We start from the raw sequence: 17,180 nt of genomic DNA, 5'->3' as shown, positions 1-17,180 counted from the left end.
CTCCTACGAGACCCGGGGGGTGTGCGTGATCCGCGGGTCGAACAGCGGATACACCAGATCGATGACGAGGTTGATCAGGACGAACGCGGTGGCGGCCACCACCACGATCGCCTGCACCAGGGGCACGTCCTGGGCCAGCACGGCTTGCTGGGCCATCTGCCCCACGCCCTGCCGGGAGAACACCGTCTCGGCCACCACCGCCTCGGTCACGGTGGCGCCGAGCAGCAACCCGAGCAGGGTCAGCGCCGGCAGCACCGCGTTGCGCAGCGCGTGCCGCGCCTGCACGTACTGCCGGCTGAGACCCCGTGCGGCGGCCGTGGTCACGTAGGGCTCGGCGAGCTGGTCGTCGAGACTGCGGGTGAGCACCTGGGCCAGCATGGCCGCGGTCGGCAGGGCCATCGTCACCGCGGGCAGCACCAGGCTGGAGAATCCCTCGGTGCCGGTGGGCGGGAACCAGCCCAGCTCGAACGCGAACACCTGCACCAGCAGCAGGCCGACGAAGAACGGCGGCAGCGAGACCCCCACCGCCGGAAGCCGGTTCAGCGCCAGCTTGAGCCTACCCGGCCGCACATAGGCGGCCAGGTAGGCCAGGCCGCCGCCGAGCAGCAGGGCCAGGGCGATCGCGGTGGCGCCGAGGGCCAGGGTGGAGGGCAGCCGCTCGGCGAGCAGCTCCCCCACCGGCCGGTGCAGCGAGATGGACCGGCCGAAGTCCCCGTGCAGCAGACCGCCCAGGTGGTCGAAATACTGTGTGGACAGCGGCCTGTCCAGACCGTACTGGGCCTTGGCGGCGGCCAGCTCCGCCGGGCTCAGCTCGTCCACCTGCACGTTGGCGGCCGCCAGCTGGAGCGACACCGGGTCGCTGGGCAGCAGGTAGAGGATGCCGAAGGTGACCGTGTACACCGCCCACAGCACCACCACGGCCTGCGCCACCCGGCCGGCGACGTAGCGCACCGTGGGGTGCAGCCGCCGGCCACCCGATGACCGGGACGTCGTCACTGATCCACCCAGATGTCGTTCGCCCGCAGGAAAGCCTCACTGGTCCAGGCGAATCCGTGCACCTTGGCGGAGATCCCGGCGGTCTGCACCCGCTCGTACAGCGGGAACATCACGCCCTGCTCCAGGATCTCCTGCTGGAGATCGGCGTAGGCGCCGGACCTCTTGCCGTCGTCGGTGGCCTCCAGCCCGGCCCGGAACAGGCCGCTGATCTCGTCGGCGGTGGCACCGGCCTGCGACAGCTGCGCGGTGCCGGCCTGGCTCACGGCCTGGTCGAGCACCGAGCCGAGCACGCTCGGGTCGGCCCGGGTGTAGTAGGTACCGAGCAGGTCGTACTCGCCACCGGCCGCGGCCGCCTGGTACTGCGCCAGCGTGAGCACCTTCAGCTCGACCCGGAAACCGGCCTGCTTCAGCTGGTCCTGCACCAGCTGGTCGCCGGGCGTGGTGTCGCGCACCGGGATGGTCAGCGTCAGGGTCTTGCCGTCCTTGGTGCGGTAGCCGTCGGCGCCGGCACTCCAGCCCGCCTCGTCGAGCAGCTTCTTCGCGCCCTCCAGGTCGTGGGCCAGGGCCGCGGACCCGTCGGTGGAGTAGGGGGTGGTGGAGTCGAACGGCCCGGTCACCACCGGGTAGTCGGCCCAGAAGATGGTGCTGGCATAGCTCTTCCGGTCGATCGCCTTCTGGAGGGCCTGGCGCACCTTCTCGTCGGCCAGCACCCTGCCCTCGGTGACGTTCGGGAAGTAGCTGCTGCTGATGCCCGGCAGCGACCGGGACTCGACGCTCGCCCCGGTTGCCTCGATCACCTTCTGGTCGGCCTCCGAGATCGGCAGGCGCGGCCAGGCGATGTCGACGGATCCGCTGGTCAGGCTGCCGACCCGGACGCTGTCCTCCTTGATGTAGCTCACCTCGATGGCGTCGAGGTAGGCCGCGCCCTGGTTCTTCACCAGCTGCGAGGGCCAGGCGTAGTCGTCACGCCGGGTGAGGTGCGCCTCGGTGGCTGCGGTGTAGCTGTCCAGCGTGAAGGCGCCCGTGCCGACCAGGTTCTCGCCGGTGCAGCGCTCCTCCGGCGTCTGCTCGTAGGTCTTCGGGCTCAGGATCGACAGCGTGGTGGTCGAGGTGGCCTGGAGGAAGGCCGCGTTCGGGGTGTCGAAGTCCACCTCGACGGTGTGGTCGTCGATCACCTTCGACGACTTGTAGCCGGCCGTGTAGGTCAGGCCGAGCAGCGACTTGGCACCCAGGTCGTGCGTGGCGTCGAAGGCCGTCTTCACCGCGGCGGCGTCGAAAGCCGTTCCGTCGGAGAAGGTCACGTCGTCACGGAGCTCGAAGGTGTACTTCGTGGCGTCGTCGTTGATCTTCCAGCTGGTGGCCAGCCAGGGCACGATCTTGCCGGTCTCCGGGTCCTGGTCGGTCAGCGAGTCGGCGAACTGCCGGTTCAGCGAACGGCTCTCGATCCAGTACACCTGGTTCGGGTCGATGCAGCCCTGCTGGTCGTCCCAGAAGGCCAGGCGCAGGGTGCCGCCCTTCACCGGGGTGCCCTCGTCACCGCCGTCACCGGCGGCCGTGGCCCCGCCGCCGCAGGCGCTCAGCAGGGCGAGGGCGGTCAGCGCGATCAATGGACGTTTGTAGCGATGCACGTTGGGCTCCGGGGGTTTTCGGGGGGAGGAGTCAGCGGGAGAGGGACGCGCGGCCGGTGATGATCAGGGCCGCGTCGTCCTGCGGCGGATGCACCCGGGAACAGAGCACGTCGCGCAGGTGACGCTGGAGCGGGTTGTGCCGGGTCAGGGCCGGGTTGCCGAGGGCGGCGACGGCGGTCTGCACGGCGGTGACGGCGGCCCGGGTGGCGATCAGCTTGCCCGCCAGGGTCTTGCGGGCCGCCGCGGGGTCGTCGGCGTCGACCCGGGCCGCCAGCCCCAGCAGCACCTCCTCGGCCTGGATCAGCTGCACCTCGATCTCACCGGCCACGCTCTGGATGCGCTCGGTGGTGGCGATCGGCCGGCCCAGCGAGGTGGGCACGCGCTCGTTGGCGAAGGTCACGAACCACGCCTGGGCGGCCCGGGCGACGCCGACATAGAGGGCGGCGATACCCAGCCCCAGCCCTCCGCCCGGGTCGGTGCGCTGCCGCGACAGCGGCACCCCGCGGAAGTTCTCGTCCGGCACGAACACGTCCGTGTAGACCACGTCGTGGGTGCTGGTGGCCCGCAGCCCGAGATGGTCCCAGGTGCGGATCACCTCGATCCCGGCCGAGGTGGCCGGCACCACGGCGTGAGCGAGCAGCGGGTCGTCGTCCGGGTCGGTCGAGGTGGTGGCCCACACCAGGTGATAGGCCAGCCCTTCCGATCCGGTGGCGAAACCCTTGCGGCCGTTCAGGATCCAGCCGCCGTCCACCTTGCGCACGGTGGTGGCGGGCAGCCCGCCGCGGGCCGGCGCACCCCACTCCGGTTCCGCACGGACGGCGTTCAGCAGCACCGGCCGGGTCAGCGAGTCGGCCACCACCCGGCGGTACAGCTCGTCGGGCCACCACGGGGCCAGGGCCTGCGCCCGGTGCTGGAACACGGTCATCGCGGTGAGCAGGGCCACCGACGGGTCGCCCTGTCCCAGGGCCTGGAACAGCCGCACGGTGTCGACGACGGTGAGCGGATGACCGCCGTGGGCCGGGCCGATGCCCGCCCGCAGCAGCCCGGCGTCGTGCACCACCTGGATGCCGGCCCAGGGGAACTCGGCGGTGCGGTCGTTCTCGGCGGCGCCCGCGGCCAGCTGCGCGGTGACCGCGGCCAGATGGGCGTCACTCAGGTCGGGCGGCAAGAGGGTTTCGCCGTCACCAGTTCTCGCCGCCAGCGCGGTGTCGGTCACGAGGTCACCAGACCGGGCTGCCCCAGCGGGGCCTGCTCCAACGGGTCCTGGCGCACCACCGTGCCGCGTTCCCCGGTCGCCTCGCGGTGGGCGAGCTCCTGACGCACCAGCGGGATCAGGTAGCGGCCGTAGTCGATGGCGTCGTTCAGGTTGTCGTAGCCCCGGATCGAGATCAGGTCGGCACCCAGGTCGACGTAGTCCAGGATGGCGGCGGCGACCGTCTCGTAGCTGCCGACCAGCGCGGTGGACGCGCCCTGGGCACCGGTCGCGGTGGCCGTGGGGGTCCACAGTGCCCGGTCGTGCAGGTCTTTCCGCGCGGCGATGTCGAGCAGACGCTGCGAGCCGACGTTGGCCGGCCCCTCCGGGCTGTTCCAGTTCTTGCGCCCCACCCACGGCGAGTTGGTGTTACCGGAGCGGTCTTTCAAGATGTCGAGGGTGCGGTGCGCCTTCTCCCAGGCCAGCTCGTCGGTGGGGGCGATGATCGGGCGGAAGGTGACCCAGGTGCGGGGCACGTCGTCCCGCCCGGCCCGGCGCGCCTCGTCGCTGAAACGCGCGATCTGCTGAGCGGTCTCGGCCAGCGGCTCACCCCAGAGCCCGAAGATGTCGGCGAGGGCGCCACCCACCCGGTAGGCGTCGTCGGAGGAACCACCCACACTGACCGGGACGGTGCCGTTCACCGGCCGCACCCGCGACACGAAATCCTGGAACTGATAATACTTTCCGTCGTGGTCGAAGGCCTCGGTCTCGCTCCAGACCCGGCGCAGCACGCGGATGTACTCCTCCTGCCGCTCGTAGCGCTCGGCCTTGCTCAGCGTGTCGCCCTCGCGCCGCTGCTCGCGATCGCTGCCGCCGGCGATGAAGTGCACCACCGCGCGGCCGTTCGACAGCTGGTCGAGGGTGGCCAGGGCCTTGGCCGCCACGGTGGGATACACCGTGTTGGGCCGCAGCGCGACGATCGGCTTGATCCGCTCGGTGTACTGGGTGACCGCGGCGGCGACGGTGAACGGGTCGTGACCGGCCGAGCCGTAGGGCACCAGGGTGTAGTCGAAGCCGCCGTCCTCCAGCAGCCGGGAGTAGCGGCGCAGGTAGGGGACGTCGATGTCGGCCAGCCCGAGGCGGTTGACCTCGTTGGCCGGGTTGACGTTGATGGCACTGATGAACTCGATGGGGCGAGCAGGCATGACCGTCTCCCGGGAGGCGATGTGCCCGTGCGTCAGGGCACCACCCGCGGCTGCGGAACCGATGGTGCGGCGATCACGGGCAGGAGTGGGCGGCGTTGATGGGCGGAACCGAAACATGCCGATGAAGAGGCATTTTCAGGAGACACAGAGGTGATTCGGATCAGGAGCAACAACAACAGCCGGACCGGGCCCTACCCGCCGACGACGTGATCCACCGTTCCATGTCGATTACTCTACCTAGCCGATAGAGATTGTCCATACCCATCTCGAAACCCGCCGGTCCCACGATCACGCCGGTTCCGGCAGCACCTCGTCGTCCTTGCGCATCTCGTCGGCCAGCGGGCCGGGCAGACTCAGGTGGTACCCCTGGCCGTAGCCGACGCGCAGACCGCGCAGGCAGGCCAGCTCGGCGGCGGTCTCGATGCCCTCGGCGATCACGCTGCTGCCGATCTTCTGGGCGAACGCCGCGAGCGCCCCGGCCAGGGCCCGCTTGGCCGGGTCGGTGTCGATGCCGCGCACCAGCGAGATGTCCAGCTTGATGAAGTCCGGCACCAGGGTGAGCACGTGGCGCATGCTGGCGAACCCGGCGCCCGCGTCGTCCACCGCGATCCGCATGCCCCGGTCGCGCCAGGGCCGCAGCACCTCGTTCAGCGCGTCGTAGTCGTCCACGGCCTCGTGCTCGGTCACCTCGATCACGATGGACTTCAGCGGCAGCGACGTGACCAGGCGGCCGAAGGCGGGTGAGACCAGGGTGCGGGGCGACACGTTGATGGCCAGAAAGCCGCGCAGGGCAGGCAGAATCGTCAGCGCGTTGCGCACGGCGGCGAGTTCCAGCTCCAGGCCCACGCCGGCCCGGGTGGCGGAGTTGAACCACTCGTCCGGGCGGCCGCTGCCGGCCGGGAACCGGCTGAGCGCCTCCACCCCGATCGTCGACAGCCCGTCCAGCGCGTGCACCGCCTGGAACACCACGCCCGGACCGCCGTTGGCCATCAGCCGGTCCATCCGGTCGAGCATCTTGTGCCGGTCGCGCTCGGTGCGGTCCTCCATGTCGACCAGTTCCATCACCACCGTGCCGATCGCCCGCAGCACGTCGGCATCCCGCTCGCGCAGCGCCTCGTCCGGCCGGGTCGACCAGGTGCACAGTGAGCCGTAGAGCCGGCCGTCCCGGCGGTGCAGCGGAACCCCCACGTGCGCGCCGATGTTCAGCGCGCGGGTGACCGGCATCGAGCGGGCCACCGGGTCCTTGCTGGTGTCCGGGATGACCGGGCCCAGGCGGCCGTCCGAGATCGCCTTGCAGTAGGTGTCGTCGGCCGGGTGCACCTGGCCCACCGCCAGCGGCACGTCGACGGTGGTGATCAGGTTGCGCACCCGCTGCTGCCAGCCCGCCTCCTCGAAGGTGCCGAGGAAGGCGACCTCCATGCCGAGCTGGTCCTTGGCCAGCTGGAGCAGGGCGTCCACGCTGGTCAGCCGGCGGCCGACGGCCGCGGCGGCCTCGACCTGCCCGGCCTCGGGCGCGCCCTCCCCGGTGGCCGTCGCCTCCCCGGCGCCCTCCTCGGCGGCCGCGGCACCGGTGACCACCGCCGCGTCCACGGCCTCGTTCACGGCCTCGGGATCGTCTGCGCGCTCCGGGTTCTCGCCGGTGCGGTTCTGCTCCGGGATCTCCTGGATCGCCGCGTCGGCGCCCCGCCGGACCCTGGCCCGGCTGCGGCGCCGTTCCGGGCCGGTGTACGGCTCCTTCTCCTTCTGGTCGGCGGGGGCCGGATGCGGCGCGGCCACCGTCTCGCCCTCCGCGGGAACCGCTGTCTGGCGCGGGATCCGGCTGCCCGCGGCCTGGAGCTTGTCGGCGTACATCTCCACGTCGGCGGCCCGCCAGGCGGCCTGCAACCCGGTGTTGCTGCGCCGCTGGCCGATCCCGAACGACGCGGTGATCCCGGCCGCGCTCAGCGACTTGCGCAGGTCGACCAGCACCGTGCCGGCCTCCTCGGCAGTGGTCTCCGGCATCAGCACGCCGAACTCGTCGCCACCGATCCGGGCGACGAAGTCGACCGAGCGCATCCGGCCCGACAGCACGGCCGCGGTGGTGATCAGCAGGTCGTCGCCGGTGCTGTGCCCGGCCCCGGCGTTCACCCGGCGCAGGCCGTCGATGTCCAGCACCAGCACCGCGGCCGAGCTGGCGTAGCGGGCGGCCCGGGCGTCCTCCGAGCGCAGCGCGTCGTCCCAGGCCCGGCGGTTGGCCAGACCGGTCAGCGGGTCGGTGAACTCGGCGTCGGGCGACTGCTCGCGGCGGTGCTCCTGCTGGGCCGACAGCTCGTGCCCGAGCAGCGCGCCGAGCAGGGCGGCCTGCCGGCGCACGGCGGGCAGCTGCTGCTCCAGCTGCGGCACCGGGTGCGGGTGCACGGCGGCCAGGGCACCGAGCAGCTTGCCCTCCGGCGAGCGCAGCGGCACCAGCATGGCCGCGCGCACCAGGATCCGGGTGCTCTCGACCGCCCGGCTCAGCGCGTGCGACTCCGAGGCGTCGGCCACCGCCTCCGGCCGGCCCCACTCCACCACCTGGCGGCAGTACGACTCCGACCAGGGGGTGACCAGGCCCGGGTGCATGCCGAACGTCTCGTCGTTGGTGAGCATGACGATCAGGTCGCCGTCGTCGCGGCGCAGGATCGACCACGACTCCAGCCCGATCCACGCCCTGAGGTCCGACAACAGCCCCTGGGCGGCGGAAACGAAGTCCTCCCCGCTCTCGCGGCCCGCATCCACCACCTGAACGACCCTCTCGAGAGCTCCGGACCTGCCAGCCGTCACATCGGCCGGTCCGGGCCGATTCCTGAGCGCTCAGACCCGGGTACGGGCCGCCGTCACCACGTTGGCAGTGATCACCATCAGCACGCCCACCCATTCGCGGACACCGAGCAGTTCGCCCAGCAGCACGGTCCCGGTGAGCGAGGCCAGCACCGGCTGCACGCTCATGAACACGCCGAAGAACCGGGCCGGCACCCGGCGCAGCATCATCAGGTCGCAGGCGTAGGGCACCACCGACGAGCCGATCCCGGCGCCGATCGCGGCCGCCAGGGCGGTACCGGTGAACCGGCCCTGCACGGCCAGGGTGATCAGCAGCGGCAGGGTCAGCACGGTCGCGACGGTGGACGCCGCGGCCGTCGCCTGGAGTCCCGGCAGCCGGGCCCCGGCCTCGGCGTTCAGCAGGATGTAGGCGGCCCAGCCGGCCGCCCCCAGCAGCCCGGCCCCGATGCCGAGGAAGTCGCTGTCCGGCCCGGGCGCGAGCAGCACCACCACACCGGCCCCGGCGAACACCGCACAGGCCGCGTCCCGCCGGGTGCGCGAGCGGGCCAGTGCCACGCCGAGCGGGCCGAGGAACTCCAGCGTGATGGCCAGCCCCAGGCCGACCCGGTCCACCGCCGTGTACACCCCGAAATTCATGACGGCGAACACCACGCCGAGTGAGAGCACCGGCCACCACTGCCGCCAGGTGAACCGGTGCAGGGGCGGGCGGGCCACCGGCAGCAGCACGCAGGCGGCCACCAGCTGCCGCACCGCCACCACGCCGGGCGGCCCGATCGCCGGGAAGGCGTGCGACCCGACCGCCGCACCGACCTGGGTGCTGGTTCCGCTGAACAGCATCGTGGCGATCGAGACGGGCAGACCGCCGCGGCCGCCGAACACCTCGGCCCGCGGGGCGGGCGCTCCGGCCGTCGTCACCGGTGTCACCGTCGTCATGCCCGTCACTGTGCGGACTACCGGCGGGAACCGGAAATGCGTGGCCCGGCGGATTCATACGATGCGCGTATGGATCCGGAACTGCGTCAGCTGCGCTGCCTGGTCGCGGTGGCCGACTGCGGCACGTTCACCGACGCGGCGATCGAGCTGGGGGTGTCGCAGGCCGCGGTGTCCCGGGCGGTGGCCGCGCTGGAGGCCGGGCTCGGCGTCACGCTGCTGCGGCGCACCACCCGGCGGGTCGAGGTGTCACCGGCCGGGGCGATGGTGCTCCCCCGGGCGCGGCGCATCCTCGGCGAGGTGGCCGAGCTGCGCCGGGCCGTCGACCAGTCGCGCTCCGAACTGCGCCTGGGCTTCGCCTGGTCCGCACTCGGCCGGCACACCACCGGCCTCCAGCGCGGCTGGGCCCGGCGGCATCCCGGCACCCGGCTGCTGCTGGTGCAGTCCAACACCCCGACCGCCGGGCTGGCCGAGGGCACGGCCGACGTCGCGGTGATCCGCCGGCCGCTGGCCGACGCCCGCTTCACCACCGAGCAGATCGCCACCGAGGCCCGGTTCGCCGCGGTCGCCGCCGACGATCCGTGGGCCCGCCGCCGGTTCGTCCGGCTCGGCGACTTCGCCGGCCGCACCATCTCGATCGACCGGCGCACCGGCACCACCACGCTGGACCTGTGGCCCGAGAACGCCCGGCCGGCCCAGGTACTGCCCTCGCACTCGGTGGACGAGTGGCTGACCATGATCGCCGCCGGCGGGGCGGTGGGGATGACCGCGGAGGCCACGGTCGCGCAGTACCCGCGCCCGGGCATCGTCTACCGCCCGGTGCGCGACGCCGGCCGGCTGCCGGTGTGGCTGGCCTGGTGGCGGGGCGAGGCGCCGCCGCTGGTGGCCGAGCTGGTGACGCTGTCGCGGGAGCTGTACGCCGCCGGGTGAACCGCTCAGACCACGGCCGGGGACGGCTCGGGCTCCTCGTCGTCCATGGTTCGAAGCCGCCCCCACACCCGGGAGACGAGCCACTGACCCGTGAGCACCGCGAGCATGATGCCGGTGGCCACGATCCCGTCGAGCCACCAGTGGTTCGCGGTCGCCGCGACCACGAGCACGGTGATCACCAGGTGCGCGGCGCCGGTCCAGCGCAGCGGGCCGCGGCCGAGGCGGGTCACGTACCAGCCGACGACGGCCGCCCAGGCCACGTGCACCGAGGGCATCGCGGTGAGCTGTGACGCCACGCCGGTGGCGTACTCGCCGTAGACCGACTGCCCGTACAGCAGCGCGGTGTCGACGTAGCCGGAGTTCGGCAGCAGCCGCGGCGGGGCGACCGGGATCGCCTGCACGAACAGGCAGATCAGGGTGGTGCCGACCACCGTGTTGCGCACCGCGCGGAAGTCGTCGCGGCGCCGCCACCAGACCCAGACCAGGAACAGCGCCATGCCGTTCAGGTGGGCGAAGGCGTAGTAGGAGTTCATCCCCCGCACCAGCCACTCGTGCGGCAGCACCAGGTGCTGGAGCTCCAGCTCGTCGGGCAGGTGCAGGAACCGCTGCGCGTTTTGCACCCACACCGCGTGCGAGTAGGCGCCGTCCACGTGGGTGCGCACGAACCGCCCGACGTACTGCCAGATCCCGAGCAGCGTCATCACCACGGCGAACTCCCGGGCGAACGACCGCAGCAGCTCGGTGGCCCGGTTGCGGGAGGTCAGCGTGAGCAGGCCCCACAACACGGTCAGGAGCACGGCGCTGGTGGCGGAGAGCTGCCAGCTGGGGTGCAGGTAGGTCATCGGTCGCCGCGCTCGGACATGCGTGAAGACTACGACGCGATACCTGTCTTCAATTCATCCCATGAATCGGCTCTAGAGTGGCCACCTGTGACCACGACCGAGCCAGGCCCCCACCGACCGATCGAGCGCGCCCCGGAACGGCCCGCCGTCACGATGCCGCTGCTGGTGCTGGCCGGGGTGCTGCTGGTCTCGCTCACCATGCGGGCGCCGATCATCGCCGTGGCCCCGGCGATCGCCGACATCCGCGACGCCCTGCACATCGACAGCGCCACGGCCGGCCTGCTCACCTCGATCCCGGTGATCTGCTTCGGCCTGGGCACGCCCCTGGTGCTGGTGCTGACCCGCCGCACGGGCATCAACCAGGCGGTGCGGATCAGCCTGATCGTCATCCTCGCCGGAATCCTGCTGCGCTCGGCCGGAGGGCTGGCGGCGGCACTGGCCGGAACCCTGGTGATGGGCCTGGGCATCACGATCACCAACGTGCTGGTGCCCGCGATCATCGGCCGTGACTTCCCGGGCCGCACCACCCAGGTCACCGGCTTCTACACGGCGGCCCTCAACATCGGCTCGCTGTCGGCCACCCTGCTCGGGGCGCCGCTGGCCGGCTGGCTCACCTGGCGCTGGGCGCTGGCCACCTGGGCGGTGGTGGTGCTGGTCGCGGCCGTGGTCTGGCAGCGCGCCGTCCCCCTCACCGCGGAACACCGCTCGAGGACGACGAAAACCTCCGCACCCGTGCTCCACGACCCCACCCCGCTCTGGCGGCGCCGCCTGGTCCTGGGCATGATCGCGGCCTTCACCGGGCAGTCGTTCAGCTACTTCGGCATCACCGCCTGGCTGCCCACCCTGCTCGCCGACGAGCGCGGCCTGAGTGCCGCGCAGGCCGGCGCGAGCTCCACGTTCTTCCAGGCCACCGCGCTGTTCGCGGCGTTCGGCCTGCCCTGGGCGATCGGCCGGGGCCTGGGCCCGCGGGCCGCGCTGCTGGTGGTCTGTGCCTGCTGGATCACCCTGCCGCTGGGCCTGGCCCTGGCCCCCGGGCTGTGGATGCTGTGGTGCTGTCTCGGCGGCTTCGCCCAGGGCGGCGGATTCACCGTGATCTTCAGCGTGGTGGTGGCCCGGTCGGTGAGCCCGGACGACGCCCGGCGGATGTCGGCGGCGATCCAGGGTGTCGGCTACATCCTGGCCTCGCTCGGGCCGATCATCGTCGGGGCGGTGCACACCGCCACCGGCACCTGGACCGCACCCATGCTGCTGATCGCCGGGATGCTGGTGATGATGGCCGTCGGCGGATCCGTGGCGATCGGCGGGCGGCGGACGGGCACAACCATGGCCCGGTGAGCGTTCGGCCTGGGGTGAGGTGCAGGATGCTCCCCGTCCTGTTTTCCGCCCGACGCCGTGCGCACCCGTTCGACCGGAGGGGTCGATGAACCTCGAGAAAGTGATCTTCGGCTTCTTCGTGCTGCTGGCGGCGACGCTGAACTTCGGATTCTTCATCGGTGACATCTCCAACTCCGAGCTGCACAGCGAGTACGAGCTGTACGCGGCGGTGGTGGTCAGCCTGATCACCACCGTGCTCAAGTTCGGGGACCGCACCCAGATCGGTGCCGTGCACCTGGCCACCAGCCTGGTCGCCGACCTGCAACTGGGCACGGCGGCCATCGTCTGGGTGTACGCCGACTACGTGTCCTCCTCCGGCCTGGACGCGCACGCGATGGCCAGCATCGTGTCGCTGTCCGGCGGTGCCCTGCTCGCCAACCTGGTCTCGGTCGTGCTGCTGGTGATCGAGACCGTGTCGTTCCACCGCCGCTGATGCATCCGCTGGACAGGCCCCGCACCGAGCAGGAGATGTGGCACGACCGGCACCCCGGTCGCCGCTACGGCGGCCGGCGCCCGGGCGGCCGCACCCGCACGCCCGGCGAGCCGATGGAACCGCTCCCGCCCGATCACGACGCCGCCGCGACCAACGCGGTGATCACCGGCGCCACCCGCTGGGCGGCGATCTCCCGCTTCCGCCAGGCCGGCGACCTGCCCGGCCCGGAGGGCGGGCCGCTGAGCTCGCGCGGCGTCGACACCGGCTCGGCGCCGATCTTCCTGGTGATGCGCCGCATGCGCACGCCGCTGATCGTGCTGATCATCATCTTCGGCATCACCACGGTGGGCCTGGCCCTGGCCCCGGGTGAGACCGACGAGGGCGAGCCGCACCGGATGGGCCTGTTCAACGCGTTCTACGTGATGAGCTACACGGCCAGCACGATCGGCTTCGGCGAGATCCCGTTCCCGTTCACCGCGGAGCAGCGGCTCTGGATGACGGCCAGCATCTACCTCACCGTGGTCGGCTGGGCCTACGCCATCGGTACTCTGCTCTCGCTCTTGCAGGACCGCGGCTTCCGCACCGCCCTCGACATGCGCCGGTTCACCGGCCGGGTGGCCCGGCTGCGCGACCCGTTCCTGCTGATCGCCGGCTACGGCCACACCGGGCAGCGGCTGGGCCGGGCCTGGGACCAGCTCGGGCGCAGCTTCGTCGCCGTCGACGTGCAGCCCACGCAGATCGAGTCGCTCGACGTGGACCAGTACTTCGCCGATCCACCGGGCCTGACCGCCGACGCCTCGAACCCGTTCAACCTCAAGCTGGCCGGGCTGAAGAACCCGAACTGCCAGGCCGTGCTGGCGCTGACCGACAACGACGACGTCAACCTCGCCATCACCATGTCGGCGGCCCTGCTGCGTCCCGACCTGCCGGTGATCGCCCGCACCATCTCGGCACCGGTGGAGGACCGGATGCTGGCCTGGGGCACGCCGACGGTGATCAACCCGTTCGACCGGTTCGGCGACCACCTGCGGATGGCCCTGCGCGCCCCGGCCTCGTTCCGGCTGTACTCGTGGCTGGAGGCCGGACCGGGGTCGGAGCAGCCGCCGCCGATGTCACCGCCCGCCGAGGGCCTGTGGATCGTCTGCGGCTACGGGCGTTTCGGCCAGGAGATCGTGGGCGACCTGCTGGCCGAGGGGCTCGACGTGGTGGTGATCGAGCCGGACCCGCCCTCGGACGAGTTCCTCGCCGCCGAGCTGGACCGGCCGGTGGAGGAGCTGCCCCGGGTGATCCACGGCGAGGGCTCCGAGCCGGAGGTGATGGACGAGGCCCGCATCGAGCACGCCGTGGGGTTCGTGGCCGGCACCGACGACGACACGACCAACCTGTCGCTGATCGCCGCCGCCCGCCGCCGCAACCCCGACCTCTACGTGGCCGCCCGGCAGAACCTGCCCACCAACCAGTCGCTGTTCACCGCCATGCACCTGGACATGCTTCTGGTGCCGGCCGACATCGTGGCCCGCGAGGCGTACGCCCGGCTGTCCACCCCGCTGCTGTGGCGCTTCCTCGAGGAGATGCCCCAGCGCGGCGAGCAGGAGGCCCTCGACCTGATCCAGCGCATCAAGCACCGCTGCGGCCAGTACATGAAAGACGTCTGGAACGTGGAGCTGGACGCCTGGCAGGCCCCGGCCCTGGCCGGTTACCTCGACCCCGACGCGGTGTCGTCGCGCACCCGGCAGCGCCGCGGCATCCCGGACGGCCGGCGCATCCCGCTGACCATCGGCGACCTGTTCCGCGACCCCGACGACCGCGAGGAGCGACTGCCGGTCGTGCCCCTCATGCTGCTGCGCGACGGCGAGGCCACCATCGCCCCGCCCGACGCCACCGAACTGCGCCTGGACGACGAGCTGCTGGTCGCGGGCACCCGGGTGGCCCAGCGCGAACTCCAGACCACTCTGCTCAGCGAGGGCACGGCGCAGTACGTGGTCACCGGCACCCGGATGCCGGAGAGCTGGATCTGGCGGCAGCTGGCGGGCCGACGCCTGCCGCAGTAGAGCCTCGCCGCCCCCGCACACGGACTCGGGCGGCGCTCCGGGAGGGGTCGGAGCACCGCCCGAGGGCCTGTGCGGGTGCCACCGATCAGGCGGTGACAGAAAGTTTTACGCTGGAAACACTCACAACAGCATGTCAAAAGCGACCGGCGACGAATGACCAGGCCAGGAAGAGCCATTCCTACGGCCTCAGGGATTTATTACCCCGAGCAATCCGAAGCAATATGCCGCAGCGATGAGCCACCTGTTGGACCCATGCTGACCAGCAACGATGATGTGCGCCGTCCCCAAAGACGCCCCCCGCGAACCCAATCTCACTGTCGCTAAAATCTACGCGGCCGCCCCTCGCGTCGTCCACCATTACCGACATAAATCGCGTATAAAAAATGAAATCGGACGCGGCGTGGCGACTTTCCCACACCGCGCCCGTGCTCCACGCCGGAGGTCTCAGGCGCTGGGCAGCTTGGAGATCTTCTCGATCACCGCGGTGGTCGAGATGGAGGGCGTGCGGGGCAGGTACACGACCTCACAGAACTCCTTGATCCAGTCGAAGCGGCCGGCCCAGTCGTCGCCCATGACCAGCAGGTCGGCGCCGAACTTCTTGACGTACTCGGCCTTCAGCTCCAGCGACTCCTCGATGAAGACCTCGTCGACCACCTTGAGCGCTTCGATCAGCGACGAGCGCTCCTTCTCGCTGAAGATCGGGTTGCGGCCCTTCTTGCTCATGTTCAGTGCATCCGAGGACACCCCCACCACCAGGCGGTCGCCGTGCGCCTTCGCCCGCTCGAGGATGCGCAGGTGACCGATGTGCAGGACATCGAAGGTGCCGAAGGTGATCACAGTCGTCATTGAACGAGCTCCGTAAGGGGACAGCGGGGACGCGACAGCCGACGGACGGTCGCTCGCGCGGGTCGTGAAGCGATGATCGCGACACGGTGAACGAGGTATGTCCGGTGAGCGAACTATTCTGCCTCACAGCTCCCACCCAACTCACCTCGCGAACTCAAATCGGTATCAACCATCACCCGGTCCGCCTCCGGGTGCCGGGCGGCCGGAGCGCACCGAGACTGGGGGCATGGCGAGAACAGTGCTGGTCACGGGCGCTTCCGGATTCATCGGCTCACACCTGGCCGAGCGCCTGGTGCGTAAGGGGCACACCGTGAGGGCGATGACCCGGCACCCGGAGAGCTACTCCGGTGCGGGCGATCCGGTGTTCGGCGACGTCTCCGACGCCGAGAGCCTGGGCGCCGCGCTGGCCGGCTGCGACGCCGCGTACTACCTCGTGCACTCGCTGGAGTCGGACGACTTCGAGCAGAAGGACGCCGACGCGGCCCTCAACTTCGGGTCGGCCGCGCAGCAGGCCGGGCTGGAGCGGATCGTCTACCTGGGCGGCCTGGGCACGGACGACGAGAACCTCTCACCGCACCTGCGCTCGCGCCGGCAGGTCGAGCAACTGCTGCCCCTCGCCGGGGTGCCGGTCACCTCGCTGCGGGCGGCGGTGGTGGTCGGGCACGGCGGGATCAGCTGGGAGATCACCCGGCAGCTCGTCGACCATCTTCCGGCCATGGTCACGCCGCAGTGGGTGAACACCCGCACGCAGCCGATCGCCCTGGCCGACGTCGTCCGTTACCTGGAGGGCGTGCTGGAGCCGGAGGCCGCGCGGGGGCGGGTGTTCGAGATCGGCGGCCCGGAGGTGCTGCGCTACCGGGACATGCTGGCCCGGGCCGCGGCGATCATGGACAAGCGCCTGCCGAACGTCACCGTGCCGCTGCTCACGCCGAGCCTGTCGTCGCGCTGGCTGTCGCTGGTCACCGACGTGGACACGGCCACCGGGCGCAACCTGGTCGACTCGATGATCAACGAGGTGGTGGTGAACGACCACTCGATCGAGGAGGTCGTGCCGGGCCCGACGATCGGCTACGACGAGGCGGTGCGCCTGGCCCTGGCCGAGCGGGAGCGCGAACTGGCCGAGCAGGCCTGAGTGCCCGAGATGCCCCACGACACCGGACATCCCACCCGCTCCACGTTCGAGGCCCGGGCCAGCCGCCGGCTGGAGCGCTTCGCCGCGGCCGGCCTGCGCCGCACCGCCACCGGCCGCGCGGTGGAGACCTTTCTGCGCACGACGCTGATCGAACGGGTGCCCCGGGACCACCAGCAGTCCGACTCCGGTTTCCGGCGCCGGCGCGTGGTCACCGCGATCACGCTCGTGCTCGGGGCCACGTTGCTGGGCGTCTCGCTGTCGGTCGCACCCGGCGATCCGGTGTTCTACCCGCTCACGCTGCTGGTGGCCGTCGTCTGGACCGTCGGCGGGCTGGCCTCCGGTCCCCTGCACCTGGGCTGGACGTCGTACCGCGGGGCTCTTCGTCGTCCCCTGGTGAACGGCATCGCCCTGGGCCTGATGGCGGGCGCGATCTTCGTGGTGGGGGCGCTGATCGTGCGGGAGATCCCCCCGCTGCGAAACTTCGTGGCGCACGTGCTGGCCCACGAGAAGGAGGGATCGCTGCTGCTCGTGGTGGTGGTGACGCTGCTGAACGGGCTGGCCGAGGAGGTGTTCTTCCGGGGTGCCCTGTTCGCGGCCATCGGACGGCGCCATCCGGTGCTGATCTCCACCGTGGTCTACGCCGTGGCCACGATCGCCACCCGCAACCCGATGCTGGTGTTCGCCGCGTTCCTGCTCGGTGCGGTGCTGGGCCTGGAACGCCGCGCCAGCGGCGGCATCCTGGCGCCGATGGCGACCCACGCCACCTGGTCCGCCGTGATGCTGACGACCCTGCCGCCACTGTTCCCGTCGTGAGCTCGGCACGCC

The 17,180-nt window shown here is 71.5% G+C and carries 14 protein-coding genes; 6 read left to right on the top strand and 8 right to left on the bottom strand.

Annotation, left to right across the window (positions count from 1 at the left end; genetic code table 11):
- Nucleotides 1–3: 3 nt before the first annotated feature.
- The 6 genes from KIH74_RS24795 to KIH74_RS24770 all read right to left on the bottom strand — a co-directional run bounded on the left by KIH74_RS24795 (nt 4) and on the right by KIH74_RS24770 (nt 8,750).
- Entirely contained in the window at nt 4–996 is a 993-nt protein-coding gene (locus tag KIH74_RS24795; RefSeq protein WP_214158562.1) for an ABC transporter permease, read from the bottom strand.
- Entirely contained in the window at nt 993–2,624 is a 1,632-nt protein-coding gene (locus KIH74_RS24790; RefSeq protein ID WP_214158560.1) for an ABC transporter substrate-binding protein, read from the bottom strand. Before KIH74_RS24790 ends, KIH74_RS24795 begins: the two co-directional genes overlap by 4 nt.
- Before the next feature lie 31 nt (nt 2,625–2,655).
- The gene (locus KIH74_RS24785) at nt 2,656–3,840 is read right to left on the bottom strand and encodes an acyl-CoA dehydrogenase family protein (protein ID WP_214158559.1); all 1,185 of its coding nucleotides are present in this window, start codon (nt 3,838–3,840) and stop codon (nt 2,656–2,658) included.
- Nucleotides 3,837–5,021, bottom strand: coding sequence for an LLM class flavin-dependent oxidoreductase (locus KIH74_RS24780; protein ID WP_214158558.1), 1,185 nt, complete (start codon nt 5,019–5,021; stop codon nt 3,837–3,839). Before KIH74_RS24780 ends, KIH74_RS24785 begins: the two co-directional genes overlap by 4 nt.
- Before the next feature lie 288 nt (nt 5,022–5,309).
- On the bottom strand, nt 5,310–7,778 hold the full coding sequence (locus KIH74_RS24775) for an EAL domain-containing protein (protein WP_214158557.1): 2,469 nt from the start codon (nt 7,776–7,778) through the stop codon (nt 5,310–5,312).
- A 72-nt stretch (nt 7,779–7,850) separates the two neighbouring features.
- Nucleotides 7,851–8,750: an EamA family transporter gene (locus KIH74_RS24770; protein ID WP_214158556.1), complete on the bottom strand. Its 900-nt coding sequence runs from the start codon at nt 8,748–8,750 to the stop codon at nt 7,851–7,853.
- Between the two features lie 69 nt (nt 8,751–8,819).
- On the opposite strand from KIH74_RS24770, the gene KIH74_RS24765 reads away from it, so the two are divergent.
- Nucleotides 8,820–9,677 carry a LysR family transcriptional regulator gene (locus KIH74_RS24765; protein WP_214158555.1) on the top strand — a complete coding sequence of 286 codons (858 nt, stop codon included), beginning with the start codon at nt 8,820–8,822 and terminating at the stop codon, nt 9,675–9,677.
- A gap of 5 nt (nt 9,678–9,682) precedes the next feature.
- On the opposite strand, the gene KIH74_RS24760 is transcribed toward KIH74_RS24765, so the two are convergent.
- Nucleotides 9,683–10,519, bottom strand: a complete 837-nt coding sequence (locus KIH74_RS24760; RefSeq protein ID WP_214158553.1) for a phosphatase PAP2 family protein — start codon at nt 10,517–10,519, stop codon at nt 9,683–9,685.
- A gap of 87 nt (nt 10,520–10,606) precedes the next feature.
- On the opposite strand from KIH74_RS24760, the gene KIH74_RS24755 reads away from it, so the two are divergent.
- The 3 genes from KIH74_RS24755 (at nt 10,607) to KIH74_RS24745 (ending at nt 14,377) form a co-directional block, all read left to right on the top strand.
- Nucleotides 10,607–11,854, top strand: a complete 1,248-nt coding sequence (locus KIH74_RS24755) for an MFS transporter (RefSeq protein ID WP_214158551.1) — start codon at nt 10,607–10,609, stop codon at nt 11,852–11,854.
- A gap of 85 nt (nt 11,855–11,939) precedes the next feature.
- On the top strand, nt 11,940–12,326 hold the full coding sequence (locus tag KIH74_RS24750; protein ID WP_214158550.1) for a DUF6394 family protein: 387 nt from the start codon (nt 11,940–11,942) through the stop codon (nt 12,324–12,326).
- Nucleotides 12,326–14,377, top strand: a complete 2,052-nt coding sequence (locus KIH74_RS24745; RefSeq protein ID WP_214158549.1) for an NAD-binding protein — start codon at nt 12,326–12,328, stop codon at nt 14,375–14,377. The genes KIH74_RS24750 and KIH74_RS24745 overlap by 1 nt, the downstream gene beginning before the upstream one ends.
- Nucleotides 14,378–14,821: 444 nt before the next feature.
- On the opposite strand, the gene KIH74_RS24740 is transcribed toward KIH74_RS24745, so the two are convergent.
- A complete protein-coding gene (locus KIH74_RS24740) occupies nt 14,822–15,223 on the bottom strand; it encodes an FAD synthase family protein (protein ID WP_214158548.1) in 402 nt (133 codons plus the stop codon).
- A 226-nt stretch (nt 15,224–15,449) separates the two neighbouring features.
- On the opposite strand from KIH74_RS24740, the gene KIH74_RS24735 reads away from it, so the two are divergent.
- Entirely contained in the window at nt 15,450–16,355 is a 906-nt protein-coding gene (locus KIH74_RS24735) for an NAD(P)H-binding protein (RefSeq protein ID WP_214158547.1), read from the top strand.
- The gene (locus KIH74_RS24730) at nt 16,356–17,168 is read left to right on the top strand and encodes a CPBP family intramembrane glutamic endopeptidase (protein WP_214158545.1); all 813 of its coding nucleotides are present in this window, start codon (nt 16,356–16,358) and stop codon (nt 17,166–17,168) included. It begins immediately after the preceding gene.
- The last annotated feature ends 12 nt before the right edge of the window (nt 17,169–17,180 follow it).

Origin of the sequence: Kineosporia corallincola (assembly GCF_018499875.1) — a bacterium.
In the GTDB taxonomy this organism is placed as follows: domain Bacteria; phylum Actinomycetota; class Actinomycetes; order Actinomycetales; family Kineosporiaceae; genus Kineosporia; species Kineosporia corallincola.
Note: the sequence above shows the minus strand (reverse complement) of the source record. Positions and strands in the feature narration are given on the sequence as shown.

What these genes read in the sequence shown, in the direction of transcription:
- KIH74_RS24760 (WP_214158553.1), bottom strand. Translation starts at nt 10,519, where the DNA reads ATGACCTACCTGCACCCCAGCTGGCAGCTCTCCGCCACCAGCGCCGTG.
- KIH74_RS24770 (WP_214158556.1), bottom strand. Translation starts at nt 8,750, where the DNA reads ATGACGACGGTGACACCGGTGACGACGGCCGGAGCGCCCGCCCCGCGG.
- KIH74_RS24740 (WP_214158548.1), bottom strand. Translation starts at nt 15,223, where the DNA reads ATGACGACTGTGATCACCTTCGGCACCTTCGATGTCCTGCACATCGGT.
- KIH74_RS24745 (WP_214158549.1), top strand. Translation starts at nt 12,326, where the DNA reads ATGCATCCGCTGGACAGGCCCCGCACCGAGCAGGAGATGTGGCACGAC.
- KIH74_RS24765 (WP_214158555.1), top strand. Translation starts at nt 8,820, where the DNA reads ATGGATCCGGAACTGCGTCAGCTGCGCTGCCTGGTCGCGGTGGCCGAC.
- KIH74_RS24780 (WP_214158558.1), bottom strand. Translation starts at nt 5,021, where the DNA reads ATGCCTGCTCGCCCCATCGAGTTCATCAGTGCCATCAACGTCAACCCG.
- KIH74_RS24750 (WP_214158550.1), top strand. Translation starts at nt 11,940, where the DNA reads ATGAACCTCGAGAAAGTGATCTTCGGCTTCTTCGTGCTGCTGGCGGCG.
- KIH74_RS24735 (WP_214158547.1), top strand. Translation starts at nt 15,450, where the DNA reads ATGGCGAGAACAGTGCTGGTCACGGGCGCTTCCGGATTCATCGGCTCA.